The sequence below is a fragment of the Staphylococcus shinii genome (assembly GCF_017583065.1).
Classification (GTDB): Bacteria; Bacillota; Bacilli; order Staphylococcales; family Staphylococcaceae; genus Staphylococcus; species Staphylococcus shinii.
Window position 1 is genome coordinate 174,797 of sequence record NZ_JAGEVL010000007.1, and the last position, 13,571, is coordinate 188,367.

The window sequence follows — 13,571 nt, forward strand, 5'->3', positions numbered from 1 at the left end:
TTATGAAAAAATTAATTAAACAAAAAACGAATTTTTTGAATGATATGTTGGACGGGCTTTCAAAAACAAATAAGCAAATAGAAATTATTTCAGACACAGTCGTAGTTAGAAAAAATAAAAAAGAACAAGGAGTTTCTTTGGTTTCTGGTGGCGGAAGTGGCCACGAACCAGCTCATGCGGGGTATGTTGCCAAAGGTATGTTAGACGCCGCAGTTTGTGGAGAAGTATTTACTTCACCGACGCCAGATAAGATTCTTAGTGCCATAAAAGCTGTTGATAATGGTGATGGTGTATTACTAATAGTAAAAAACTATGCTGGTGATGTTATGAACTTTGAGATGGCGCAAGAAATGGCAGAAATGGAAGACATTCAAGTAGCAACTGTCATCGTAAAAGATGATATTGCAGTGGAAGACGAAGCACAACGTCGAGGTGTAGCTGGCACAGTGATTGTTCATAAATATGCAGGATATTTGGCAGAAAAAGGGCTATCGCTAACAGAGATTAAAGATAAAGTAGAAGATTTATTACCTAAAATAAAAAGTATCGGTATGGCATTAACAGCACCTATGGTTCCAACTACTGGACAGTATGGATTTGATATTGAAGAAGATGAGATGGAAATCGGCGTGGGTATACATGGTGAAAAAGGATTGTCTAGAGAAAAGGTTGAACCTGTGAATCAAATTGTAGAGCGATTAATACAAGTTTTGCTAACAGAAGTTGAATCAGATGAGCTCATTGTAATGGTAAATGGCATGGGCGCAACACCTCTATCTGAACTTAATATTGCCGCAAAATATGTCGGTGAAAATTTAGAACAAAAGAGTAAATCGATTGCTCATTGGCTAGTTGGAGATTACATGACTGCTTTAGATATGCAAGGTTTATCATTAACATTTGTGCCCTCTTCAGAAGAATTGTTAGTAGCGTTAACTGATACAACAGAAAGTCCGTATTTTCATTAAAATAAAGTAATTATAAAAGGAGCGAAAATATATGAATGTCGCTGAACTAAAAGAAAGATTATTGAAATTAGTAGATGTGTTTGAAGAGAAAGAAGAATTACTAACAGAATTAGATAGAGCAATCGGTGATGGTGACCACGGAGTGAACATGGTTAGAGGTTTCAAAGCGTTACCAGATAATATTGACGATAGTTCTATGCAAAGTTTACTAAAGTCTACAGGTATGACACTTATGTCTAACATTGGTGGCGCTTCTGGTCCATTATATGGCTTTAGTTTTGTAAAAATGTCACAAGTAGTATCAGATGAAATAGATCGTTCGAATTTGCAAGCGCTTTTAAAAACTTTTTCAGAGGCAATTGCTCAAAGGGGTAAAGTAACGTTAAATGAAAAAACGATGTATGACGTAATTGAACGCGCAAACCAAGCTATACAAGAAGATGAATCGTTAACAAGAGAGACATTGCAATCCTACGCATATTTAACCAAAGATATCGAAGCGACTAAAGGTAGAGCTGCGTATTTCAAAAAAGATTCTTTAGGACATGTTGACCCTGGAGCTCAAAGTAGTGTTTATATCTTAAACGCGTTGATTGGAGATGATTCATAATGACAAATATAGTGATAATTAGCCATAGTAAAGAAATTGCAGAAGGTACACAAGCATTATTAAACCAAATGGCTGGTGATGTTAACGTAATTGTGCAAGGTGGCGTTGATGGTAAAATTGGTACATCGTATGATCATATTCAAGCATTAATAAACGAATTAACAGATGATGCATTATGTTTTTATGATATAGGTTCTGCTGAAATGAATTTAGATTTAGCGATTGAAATGTATGAAGGTGATCAACGCATTGAAAAAGTAGAAGCACCAATTGTTGAAGGTAGCTTTACTGCAGCTGTGAAATTATCTGTAGGAAGTTCCATAGAAGAAACTTTGGAAGAATTAAATAAAACGTTTGGTTAAATAGTGTTATTTGTTTTACTATGTTAAATATAATTTAAAATGAAGTTCTCAACTAATATAGCAAAAAATTTCTTTTTTATAGGAATATTTAAATGAATTGTGGTAAAATGAAAATTAATTGTAATAGAAATCTGGATATCTAGGAGGACATTGCCATGAAGGATTTAATATTAAAGCATGTCTTAAACGGCGAATTTGAGTCAGTCAAACGTTTAATGTCCCAAACAGATTTTATGGAATTTGAAGAAGTATACATTTCAAGCGCACATGAAGCAGAAAACATTATGTTTTATACATGTATTTTAGATATGATGAAAGTAGAAGAAACTGCAGAAATGCATGACTTAGCTTTTCTATTATTAGTCTATCCATTAAGTGATCTTCAGGGTGCTTTAGATTCTGCTTATTATCATGCTGAGTCATCCATAAAACTTACTGAGGGCAAAGAAGTAAAAAGTTTGTTACAAATGTTATTGTTACATGCAGTTCCTGAACCAGTCATTTCTGATAAAAAGGCATTTGAAATTTCACGCCAAATACTTAAATTGGACCCAACTAACAGTGTTGCACGTAATGTTCTAAAAGAAACAGCTAAACGTATGGATAACGTAGTTGTTGACTTTAACGAACTTAATCGTTTTAAAAATGCACACTAATAACAAAATCGTCATAGTTGAACAATCATAATTATTAGAACTTGACAAAATAATACATTAAAGTGATTTACTAAAGAATCGAAATATACATGTTAAAAGGTGTATCTATTTTGATTCTTTTTATTTTATTTTTTGGAATTTTACACACTATTAAAGCATACCTTTAGTAATGTATAAAATTGCAAAAATAAAATTAAGATAACTATAAATATGCAATAGCTATAATAAAATTCGTTATATTTAAAGAATATAATGAATGATTAAAAATAGCATTTAAATTATTGAGTATTATTGAGAGCAATCAAAAGTGTAAAATTTTATGTTGTGCAGTTGCAAAAAATAATCAGTAAGTTATAATAATGCAATGTGTTAACTATGAGGAGGTTAAAATAACATGGGGTTGAATAAAGAAGCTATAAAAATTGGTTTCGCTTATGTCGGTATCGTTGTAGGTGCTGGCTTTTCAACAGGACAGGAAGTTATGCAATTTTTCTCACCATATGGCCTATGGTCATATATTGGGGTTATACTTTCTGGTTTAATATTAGGCTTTATAGGTCGACAAGTTGCAAAAATCGGTACTGCGTTTGATGCGCAAAACCACGAATCAACTTTAGACTATTTGTTTGGTGATAAGTTCAGTAAACTTGTAGACTATTTGCTTATCTTTTTCTTATTTGGCATTTCAGTCACAATGATTGCTGGAGCAGGATCAACATTCCAAGAAAGCTTTAATGTGCCAACATGGTTAGGCGCATTGATTATGGTTATTGCAATTTATATTACATTATTGATGGATTTTAATAAAATTGTTAGAGCGTTAGGCATTGTTACACCCTTCTTAATTATTTTGGTTGTAATCATTGCTGCGTATTATCTTTTTAACGGAAGTATTTCGATAGGTAAAGTAAACGAAACTGTACCAGAAGCTAGCTTATGGTTAGGTATATTAAAAGGAATTAACTATGGCGGACTTGCATTCGCAGTAGGTTTTAGTACGATTGTAGCTATCGGCGGTGATGCTTCTAGACGTAGAGTGTCGGGGGCTGGGGCATTGTTTGGCGGTATTGTTTATACAATATTATTAGCGTTGATTAACTTTGCGCTACAGTCTGAATTCCCAAAAATTGAGAATGCTGATATTCCTATGCTGACATTAGCTAATGGAATAAATCCTTGGATTGCACTTGTATTATCAGTTATTATGTTAGCTGTTATGTATAATACAATTCTTGGCTTAATGTATTCATTTGCCGCTAGATTTACAGAACCATATAGTAAAAAATATCATATATTTATTGTAATTATAATGGTTGTAGGTTATGGTTTAAGTTTTGTAGGTTTCGCAGGTTTGATTAACTTCTTATATCCAATAATGGGTATTGTTGGACTTGTTGTTGTAATCGGTGTGTTAATCAAATACTATAGCAGAAAACGTCAAAATAAAAAGTTCATAGCATAAATTATTTGTTCTATTAAAATAAGAAATATAAACTCAGCTTGTACAATTTATGCAAGCTGAGTTTTTAATAATTTCGACAATTTATAAACACTACTGCGCACTAGTTAATTATGGTACAATGCATTTCGAAAGGGAAGGTAATGCATGAAGAAAAAACATAAATGGACAATAATTACTTTAAGTATTGTTATTGTAGTAGCAATCTTGACTGCGCTGTTATTAAAACAACAGTATGACCGCCAACATTCACAAGAAATTAAAGAGAAAGTACAAATTAACAATAAAAATGTAAATGCATTTACAAATATAACTTATGGTACTGGCACGCCTAATAGTAGGTTAGATATATTAACGCCTACGGAATTAGATTCAGATAATAAGTTGCCTGTAATTTTTTGGATGCATGGTGGAGGTTTTATCGCAGGTGATAAACAGTATAAAAACCCACTATTATCGAAAATTGCAGAGCAAGGCTATATTGTAGTAAATGTTAATTATGCGCTTGCACCAGATAATAAATACCCAACGCAGCTACATCAAATTGACCAAGCTGTAAAATTTATAAAGCGTAATAAGCATGAATTACCTATGGATTTTGATCAAGTTATTTTTGGAGGAGACTCTGCGGGGGCACAATTATCTAGTCAATACACAGCAATTCAAACAAATAAATCATTAAGAGAAGATATGTCATTTGAACAACAATTTGAGGCAGATCAATTGAAGGCAGCAATATTTTTCGGTGGCTTTTATGATATGAAAACAGTGAAAGCTACTGAATTTCCGAGAATACAACTTTTTATGGAAAGTTATACTGGAAAACGTGATTGGGAACAACAATTTAAATATATTAGTGAAATGTCTACGATAAATCAGGTTACTAAAGATTACCCACCAACGTTTTTATCTGTAGGTGACGCGGATCCGTTTTACAGCCAAAATATATCATTTTATAAAAAGTTGAAGTCTTTAGATGTTCCAGCGGATAAATTATTTTTTGATGGTTCTCATAATTTGAGACATCAATACCAATTTCATATGGATTTACCTGAATCACAACAAAATATAAAAGATGTCTTGAGATTTTTAAGTAGAAATACAAGTTCTTCAGGTGTTGAAACAAATGTTAGCGAAGAAACGGCGAATCCTAATGGTATTGAATTAAACCCTTATTAAAACATGAGGGGACATTAGGTTCTATTTGTAATTTTTGATAAGCACTTGTAATTTTAAATTACTAGGGTGTTAATATGAGAGTGAGTTAAACGTAGATAGTATAGTTATTAATTTAATTTCAAAAATTGAGTACATTCTAGCTGTAAAAAAGGAGTGGGATAGAAATCATATTTTTTAGTAATGATTTTATCATCCCACTCCTTTTAAATTTGAAGCTACAAGTTAAACGAGGTCAACTATTAATGCTTATAAAAGAGATTTGTATTTTGAATTTCAACATCCAAAAGATTATATGACAATATTGTTATTTGGGTCTTTGTTCATTTACAATGTAACTATAAGTATGACGCGTTTAAATATTATGCTTAGAGGTAGATTAAAGTAATAACTTGGCCATTACATATTTGTTGTAGTATCTACCATCGATGTATAGTTTATCACGAAGTTCACCTTCTGTTTGATAACCGGCAGTTTTAAATAATTCAACAGCTGTAGTATTTTCGGGTACAACTGTTGCTTCTATACGACGAATGTTATGGTTTAAGCACCATGCCTCTACAGAATTAATTAAAGATTGACCTAGTCCTTTTTCTCTGTAGTGTCTAATGACGCCCATTGAAAAATGAGCTTCATGACGTGTGCGTTCAAAATCTTCTGTCGTTACGATTGCAAAGCCGACGAGCTCGCCATTATTTTCAGCGATATAAATGGCATTGGAAGGCGATGTAATATAGTGTTCTAGGTTCGAAAGCGCATCGTTATTAGACGGCGCGTATTCTCCTGGATTGTATATTAAATAATCAGATTCATCATAAATTGTCGTTAATAATTTAACAAATGGATCTACATCATTGATACCGATTTCACGTATTTGATGAACCATGTGTGTCCACTCCTTATTTCTATTTTGCTAATGATTAGTTATAGTATAACTTAACATCATTAGCGTGATATTACTAGGACATATTTATGTTGAGCTAAACTAATGCAAAGGAAGTATAATTATGAAACCTAACATTTTATTGGCAGGTGTTACAGGATATATAGGTAAAAATTTAATTCAACATATAAAAAATGATGCTAATTTATATACATTATCAAAATATCCTAAAGAAGAAGATTTTAAAGCGGTGACATGGTTAAAAAAAGATATTTATAATTATTTAGATGTTGTATCAGCGATGAAAGATATGCATATAGCCATTTATTATTTAGATCCAACTAAACATTCAGCAAAATTAACACAGGCCACAGCAAGAGATTTGAATTTAATCGCTGCAGATAACTTTGGACGGGCAGCTGCTAAAAATGGCATAAGTAAAATTATTTATATTAGTGGAAGTAGATTTGATTATGAAACTGTACAACGTTTGTCGGCACATGGTGTCTTCGTTGAAAAAACAGCAACAACTGTATCACGTCCACATGTGTCAGTGGAACTTCAATCTTCTAAATACGATGACGTTCGTAGCGCTTTAAGCATGCAACTTCCTATGAATTGGACACTAGAACAAATGGTTGAGTACTATTTTAAATGGTTAAATGAAACTAAAGGAACCTTACTGCACACATACAAAGATGAAGGTAACTATGTAATATATATTAAAGATAAGGCTAAGCCTATTCTTATTTTTAATAAAATGCAAATAGAGGATGATATTATTTCATTATATTTGGTGGGTGGTACACTAGTAAAACCCAATTTATTGAAACAAGGTAAACTAGAATTTCGCAGACTCAAAGATACGCAAACTGTAGTGGTACATTTATATGATTATATACCTAAACTTGTTTGGCCGGTGTACTATTTGGTCCAGTCACCATTCCAAGGATTGATGATGAGAGGGTTTGAAATAGATTGTCGAATAAAGCACTTTAACGGGAGAATTCAGTCAGGCGAAGATATAAAATATACTAAATAAAGTGGTGATGACGTGGATATTTTGTTAGTAGAAGATGATATGACATTGTTTAAAGAATTAAGCGAAGAATTAGAACAATGGGATTTTAAAGTTTATGGTATTGATGACTTTAGTAATGTAATGGCTAAATTTGAAATGGTCGATCCTGCCATCATTATTATGGATGTGAAATTACCTAAATATGACGGTTTTTATTGGACTAGGAAAATTAGAGATATATCTAATACGCCAATTTTATTCCTGTCGTCGAGAGACAATCCAATGGATCATGTGATGAGTATGGAATTGGGCGCGGATGATTATGTTCAAAAACCATTTAATACGAGTATATTAATTGCCAAACTACAAGCGATTTATAGACGTGTATATCAATTTAGCTTAGAAGAAAAGCGTGTCCTTACTTGGCAAGATGCAACTTTAGATTTGTCTAAAGATAGTATTAGTAAAGATGAAGCGCAGATTTATTTATCCAAAACAGAAATGATTATTTTAGAAATGTTAGTTAAGAAGCAAAATCAAATTGTCACGAGAGACACATTGATAACTGCGTTATGGGATGACGAGGCGTTTGTTAGTGATAATACGTTAACGGTTAATGTGAACCGTTTAAGGAAAAAATTAGCTGACATTGATATGAATGATGCAATTGAGACGAAAATAGGTAAAGGGTATATGGCTCATGGATAACTTTAAGTGGATATATATTTTTTTAAGGTCACGTATATATTGGATTTTATGGTTTATCTTTTTAAACTTTATCACCTTGATTATTGCTTATTTAGATTATGATATTAGTGTAGGGAGTACATATTATATTATTATTTTGAATCTAGGTATTTCAATATTGTTTTTATCGTTCACATTTTTAAAGGAAATAAAATTTTTTAAACACTTAGATGAGAATATAGAACCTGAGGCGTTAAAGCATAAATCATTAGCAGATACGCCTTTACAGCAAGAAGTGGTTGATTATTTACACGACCAAATTATAGCTCAAAAATCATTAGTTACGCGTCAGCAAAAGCAGATTCAATCCACTGAAGCCTCATTAACAGATTTTGTACATGATATTAAAACGCCTGTAACAGCAATGAAGTTATTAATAGAAAAAGAACAAGATACTACTAGAAAAAATGCACTTTTATATGAATGGACACGAATAAATGACATGTTAGATAGACAGTTATTTTTAACGCGTTTAGAATCACAAAATAAAGACATGTATTTTGAACATGTGGCGCTGAAACGTCTTGTTATTGAAGAAATACAAATCACTCGATATATCAGCCAGTCTAAAGGCATTGATTATGATTTGGATTTTGAGGATGACTATAAAGTATACACAGATGCTAAATGGTGCCGAATGATGATTAGACAAATTTTATCAAATGCCGTTAAATATAGCGAAGAAAGTACAATTCATGTCCATGCTTATGTAGATCAAGGTCATACAGTTCTTGAAATTAGAGATGAAGGTAAAGGGATAAGTGCTAAAGATTTACCACGTATTTTTGAAAAAGGTTTTACTTCCACTACCGATCGTAATGAAACGTCAGCTTCTGGGCTTGGCTTGTACCTTGTCAATCATGTGAAAGAAAAGTTAGGTGTCCATGTATCTGTTTCTTCAGAATTGAATGTAGGGACAACTATGAAATTTATTTTCCCTAAGCAAAATGAATTGATATCAAGATTATCTGAAAATATATAAAATTAATGAGTGACTGCAAAAATATAATAATAAATGTATAGGCATTATGAATTGTGTTAGCTAATACGTATTTAGAACCTGGGAAGATTGTTTATTTCTTGGGTTCTTTTTGTTTTTAACATTATATGGTGGATAGATATGTATTTAAAATTATTTATAAAAATATTTGCAAATTAGTGAAAAAAGTTGTTGAATACAAATAATAAATATGCAATCATATTTAAGGTGAGTTTAATATGAAATAGTTATTAAAATTAATTCAATCTGATAGGTTACAATTCCTAAATATGCGACTATGATTAATAACAATAAAAGTAGTAAAATTTTGTTAATTTTACGAAAATGTAATATTAAGAATTTGTAAATGCAATTGTAGGATTGTAAATTTTATGCTATTTTCAAATAAGGATAAATCAACATTTATGAGATTTTTTAACCAATAGAAGCAAATACTCATTTACACAATTTTAACAATAACTATAACAATAAAAAATGATGAGTGAATTGTAAATCTTGTGAATCTTAATTTATCTTAATTATTGGTATTTAAATTTTTTAAATTTATTGAAGGTGGTTGGGGACAATCGCTGTAAATGGAGGATTTTTTGGATGTTTAACAAGAAAAAAGATAAGTTCATGGTGAAATTAGAAGAAATGGTGTTCAATTTAGACAGAGCAGCAATTGAATTTGGAAAAATGGATTTTAATACACACTTAGATTTAAAAGCATACTCTGATAATATTAAAACATATGAGTCACATGGTGATGAATTAATGCATCAAGTGATTTCAGACTTAAACCAAACTTTTATCACACCAATCGAACGTGAGGATATCCTCTCTTTATGTAACGCAATTGATGACGTATTAGACGCAATTGAAGAAACTTCAGGAATGTTTGAAATGTATTCTATTGAATATACTGATGAATACATGGCTGAGTTTGTAGATAATATTCAAAAAGCTATTGCAGAAATGAAATTAGCTGTTGGCTTATTAGTAGATAAAAAATTATCACACATGCGTATTCATTCTATTAATATTAAAGAGTTTGAAACAAATTGTGATGGTATTTTACGTCAATCAATTAAGCATATTTTTAATAGTGAAACAGACCCAATCACATTAATTAAAATAAAAGAAATATATGAAAGCTTAGAAGAAATTGCAGATAAGTGCCAAGCCGTAGCAAATAACTTTGAAACTATAATAATGAAAAATAGCTAAGGAGTCCTAACTTATGGAATATATTTTGATCATCACAGTAGCTATTGTTATTTTTTCACTCATATTTGACTTTATCAATGGTTTCCATGATACAGCCAATGCTGTTGCTACTGCTGTTTCAACGCGTGCCTTAACTCCTAGAACGGCTATACTTTTGGCATCTGTTATGAACTTTATCGGTGCTTTAACGTTTACTGGAGTTGCAGGGACAATAACTAAAGATATCGTAGACCCATTTAAATTAGAAAATGGTCTAGTTGTAGTGTTAGCAGCTATTATTGCTGCAATTTTCTGGAATTTACTAACTTGGTATTATGGTATACCGAGTTCATCTTCTCATGCATTGATAGGTTCTATCGCTGGTGCGGCAATTGCTTCACAAGGTTCATTTGCCGTATTACATTATCAAGGTTTTACAAAAATCATAATCGTGTTACTTTTATCACCAGTTATTGCATTCTGCGTAGGGTTTATTATGTACTCTATTGTAAAAGTAGTGTTTAAAAATGCGAACCTTACAAAAACTAACCGTAACTTTAGATTCTTCCAAATTTTTACAGCGTCTTTACAATCATTTTCACATGGTACGAATGATGCTCAAAAATCAATGGGGATTATTACATTAGCTTTAATTGTTGCGGGTATTCAAACGGGTTCTAGCGTAGAACCGCAATTATGGGTTAAAGTTTCTTGTGCTACTGCAATGGGATTAGGTACGGCTGTTGGTGGTTGGAAAATTATTAAAACAGTTGGTGGTAATATTATGAAAATAAGACCAGCTAATGGTGCTGCAGCAGATTTATCATCTGCGTTAACTATATTTGTGGCATCATCACTACATTTCCCACTATCTACAACACACGTAGTTTCTTCATCTATCTTAGGTGTGGGATCTTCTAACCGTATTAAAGGTGTTAAGTGGAATACAGCGCAACGTATGATTGTTACATGGGTTATTACATTACCAATTTCTGCAATAGTTGCAGCATTGATTTATTATATTATTAATTTTTTCTTATAATTTAAGATAAAGCAATCCAAAAGCGGCTGAGTCAAATTAATTGTCTCAGCCGTAATTATTTTATAGCAGTAGTTTTAAAGGCACTTTTCTTAATTTATTGAGTTAGTGGTTATTACACATGAGCTTTTACTCAGACGTTCTACTTATAAAAATTAGTATTACTTATGTAAGAGCTCCAGTTCTCTTTATAAGTACATCCAGTTAATGGAACTTAAACTTGAGTATTGGTTAAAACAAATCTATTAACCTTATCTAATAGCTTTCAGTCTCACGCTGTTTGATTCAAATATAGAGCGCTAGGAAATGATAAATGGTTAGAGTTCGTGAGCACAAAATAATAGCCTGAGACATTTATGTCTCAGGCTATTATTTGATTTATTTTACTACTGTCATCGTTTCATTCGCATAATAAGTTTATAATTAATGAATATAATTATAACTTGAAGCTTGTGATGCAGGGATTGTACGATAATCAACAGTACCTGGAGGCGTATTGTAATTCATTTCTGAAATTAAAATACTACCATCTGGATTTACTTGTTCTACGTAAGCAACGTGTCCAATAGGTCCTTCATAATTTTGCATGATTGAACCAGCTGTAGGTGAATTATTTACAGTATAACCATCTGCAGCAGCATTGTTTGCCCAATGATCTGCATTCCACCAGTAAGTGCTAATTGGTCGATCAGTTTCTGCTCTACGATTAAATACGTGCCAAGTACATTGTCCCCAATCGTATAAGTTAGCATCACTTGCTGATGATCCACCTGTGTTCGTGTTTGGTGTTTCTGTTGAGCTTCCGCCCGCACCACCAGTTCCTGTTGCGCCAGGGATTGTTAATGTTTGATTAGGGTAGATGATGTAACCATTTAAATTGTTGGCTGAAACAATTTCATCAACTGAAACGCCGTATTTATTTGCAATGATATTTAAAGACTCACCAGATTGTACAGTGTGACTTGATTCACCTGAAGCAGCGTTTGAAGATGATTCTTGTCCCTTAGAACCGCTTCCGCCAATTTCGATGACTTGTCCTGGGAATACAATGTTATTATTAATGTTATTATTTTGTTTAATTTCATCAATTGAAACACCGTATTGCTGTGAAATTGACCATAGTGACTCACCAGATTTTACTGTATGCTGTGTTGATGCATCAGCTTCATGATTTGCTATGAATGCTGCTGCACCTGAAGCAGCTGTTACTGCAAATGCTAACTTTTTCAAAAAAACTCCTCCTTCAATGCCTATGTCTAACAGTGATTATTGAAATAAATACATGTCGTTAGTTTTTTTAATCTCAATTCACGTTTCATACTAACAAAAATCATTTGCTTTGTGTACGTTGTTATAAAGTTGTAATATTATTAATATTTAGTGTTTCACTGAGGATTGTTCGATAAATGCCTTTGTACAGGAGTTTATAAGCATGTGTTACATTTCACTTGTAATTAACTTTATTTGAAATGTAACATTAACTATTAACAAAAATAGTGATTTTAACATTAAAATTGTTAGAAAATACATTCATCATGTTTGCTAATCAATGAAACAGTGAACATTAAAGTATTAATAAATGCAATCGTAGGACATTGTGAAAATTTACATGCTATACATATATCCCATAAATGTTATGATTAAACGCATATTATTTTTATAAATAGTTCTATAATGAGAAGGAGTGAGTAAATTGGCTGAATCAACACAACATGTTAATAAGCAACAAAAACAATCTAAATCACAGTCGCATGCTTATAGTAAAGTATGGCTATTCTTTATGTACTACTGGATTATTTTTGGTATTGGTTGCTATTTTGGACAATTCTTACCTATGGAATGGAGAAAACCACTTTCATTCGTACTTCTTGCCTTGGTACTGATTACGGTTATCTTTAATCGGGCACGTAAATACGGTTTAGTAATTTCCCATATTTACGCAATTGTTGTAGGTTTATTATCTTATGCAACGTTCACCGCATATTTACAAAATTTAGGACCAGAGGTATTTTTCAAAAATATCATTTTAGCAATTTCAGCGTTTATTGTTTTTGGTATTATCGGCTATTTCTTAATTGGTAATGCGGCTAGTATGGGAAAATATTTATTTGTTACTTTAGTTGCACTTATTATAGCAAGTTTAATCGGTATGTTTATACAAAATCCAATTTTCCATACGATTATAACTGTAGTAGGCTTGTTACTATTTCTACTCTATACACTGTACGATTTTAATCGTATGAAGCGTGGACAATTTTCTCCAAGGGAAATGGGCTTTAATTTATTTGTGAATCTGTTGCATATCATCAAGTATGTATTAAGACTTGCAACTAAGTTTAGAAAATAATAAAATTTTAACATTCAATTTGATGAAGACACCTTCAAAAATACCTTGTGAGATGAGAGGTTTTTTGAAGGTGATTTTTTTATCTGATGGGATTCTTTGATAAAACAACATTTTA

The 13,571-nt window shown here is 31.9% G+C and carries 14 protein-coding genes; 12 read left to right on the top strand and 2 right to left on the bottom strand.

Annotated elements, in window-relative coordinates:
- The first annotated feature begins 2 nt into the window (after window positions 1-2).
- The 6 genes from dhaK (at window position 3) to J5E45_RS10520 (ending at window position 5,234) form a co-directional block, all read left to right on the top strand.
- On the top strand, window positions 3-968 hold the full coding sequence (dhaK, locus tag J5E45_RS10495; protein ID WP_039069333.1) for a dihydroxyacetone kinase subunit DhaK: 966 nt from the start codon (window positions 3-5) through the stop codon (window positions 966-968).
- A 31-nt stretch (window positions 969-999) separates the two neighbouring features.
- Window positions 1,000-1,578, top strand: a complete 579-nt coding sequence (gene dhaL / locus J5E45_RS10500) for a dihydroxyacetone kinase subunit DhaL (protein WP_208182170.1) — start codon at window positions 1,000-1,002, stop codon at window positions 1,576-1,578.
- Entirely contained in the window at window positions 1,578-1,940 is a 363-nt protein-coding gene (gene dhaM, locus J5E45_RS10505; RefSeq protein ID WP_069792745.1) for a dihydroxyacetone kinase phosphoryl donor subunit DhaM, read from the top strand. The genes dhaL and dhaM overlap by 1 nt, the downstream gene beginning before the upstream one ends.
- 155 nt (window positions 1,941-2,095) lie before the next feature.
- Window positions 2,096-2,596: a hypothetical protein gene (locus J5E45_RS10510; protein WP_039069330.1), complete on the top strand. Its 501-nt coding sequence runs from the start codon at window positions 2,096-2,098 to the stop codon at window positions 2,594-2,596.
- A gap of 394 nt (window positions 2,597-2,990) precedes the next feature.
- The gene (locus J5E45_RS10515) at window positions 2,991-4,058 is read left to right on the top strand and encodes a YkvI family membrane protein (protein ID WP_039069329.1); all 1,068 of its coding nucleotides are present in this window, start codon (window positions 2,991-2,993) and stop codon (window positions 4,056-4,058) included.
- Between the two features lie 144 nt (window positions 4,059-4,202).
- Window positions 4,203-5,234 (top strand): alpha/beta hydrolase, encoded by a 1,032-nt coding sequence (locus tag J5E45_RS10520; protein ID WP_039069327.1) that lies wholly within the window; start codon window positions 4,203-4,205, stop codon window positions 5,232-5,234.
- A gap of 376 nt (window positions 5,235-5,610) precedes the next feature.
- Here the strand turns inward: J5E45_RS10520 and J5E45_RS10525 are convergent, their stop codons facing one another.
- Window positions 5,611-6,117: a GNAT family N-acetyltransferase gene (locus J5E45_RS10525; protein ID WP_039069326.1), complete on the bottom strand. Its 507-nt coding sequence runs from the start codon at window positions 6,115-6,117 to the stop codon at window positions 5,611-5,613.
- A 121-nt stretch (window positions 6,118-6,238) separates the two neighbouring features.
- Here J5E45_RS10525 and J5E45_RS10530 point away from each other — a divergent pair, with 121 nt between their 5' ends.
- The 5 genes from J5E45_RS10530 (at window position 6,239) to J5E45_RS10550 (ending at window position 11,112) form a co-directional block, all read left to right on the top strand.
- Window positions 6,239-7,156: an NAD-dependent epimerase/dehydratase family protein gene (locus J5E45_RS10530; protein WP_069792744.1), complete on the top strand. Its 918-nt coding sequence runs from the start codon at window positions 6,239-6,241 to the stop codon at window positions 7,154-7,156.
- Between the two features lie 12 nt (window positions 7,157-7,168).
- Complete coding sequence (locus J5E45_RS10535) at window positions 7,169-7,843, top strand: response regulator transcription factor (RefSeq protein ID WP_069792743.1); 675 nt, start codon at window positions 7,169-7,171, stop codon at window positions 7,841-7,843.
- The gene (locus tag J5E45_RS10540) at window positions 7,836-8,864 is read left to right on the top strand and encodes a sensor histidine kinase (RefSeq protein ID WP_039069321.1); all 1,029 of its coding nucleotides are present in this window, start codon (window positions 7,836-7,838) and stop codon (window positions 8,862-8,864) included. The genes J5E45_RS10535 and J5E45_RS10540 overlap by 8 nt, the downstream gene beginning before the upstream one ends.
- Before the next feature lie 609 nt (window positions 8,865-9,473).
- Entirely contained in the window at window positions 9,474-10,091 is a 618-nt protein-coding gene (locus tag J5E45_RS10545) for a DUF47 domain-containing protein (RefSeq protein WP_017722596.1), read from the top strand.
- A 13-nt stretch (window positions 10,092-10,104) separates the two neighbouring features.
- Window positions 10,105-11,112 carry an inorganic phosphate transporter gene (locus J5E45_RS10550; RefSeq protein WP_039069320.1) on the top strand — a complete coding sequence of 336 codons (1,008 nt, stop codon included), beginning with the start codon at window positions 10,105-10,107 and terminating at the stop codon, window positions 11,110-11,112.
- A 420-nt stretch (window positions 11,113-11,532) separates the two neighbouring features.
- On the opposite strand, the gene J5E45_RS10555 is transcribed toward J5E45_RS10550, so the two are convergent.
- Entirely contained in the window at window positions 11,533-12,339 is an 807-nt protein-coding gene (locus J5E45_RS10555; RefSeq protein ID WP_208182172.1) for a LysM peptidoglycan-binding domain-containing protein, read from the bottom strand.
- A gap of 463 nt (window positions 12,340-12,802) precedes the next feature.
- Between J5E45_RS10555 and J5E45_RS10560 the strand changes: the two genes are divergently transcribed.
- Window positions 12,803-13,456 (top strand): Bax inhibitor-1/YccA family protein, encoded by a 654-nt coding sequence (locus J5E45_RS10560; RefSeq protein WP_069792741.1) that lies wholly within the window; start codon window positions 12,803-12,805, stop codon window positions 13,454-13,456.
- The last annotated feature ends 115 nt before the right edge of the window (window positions 13,457-13,571 follow it).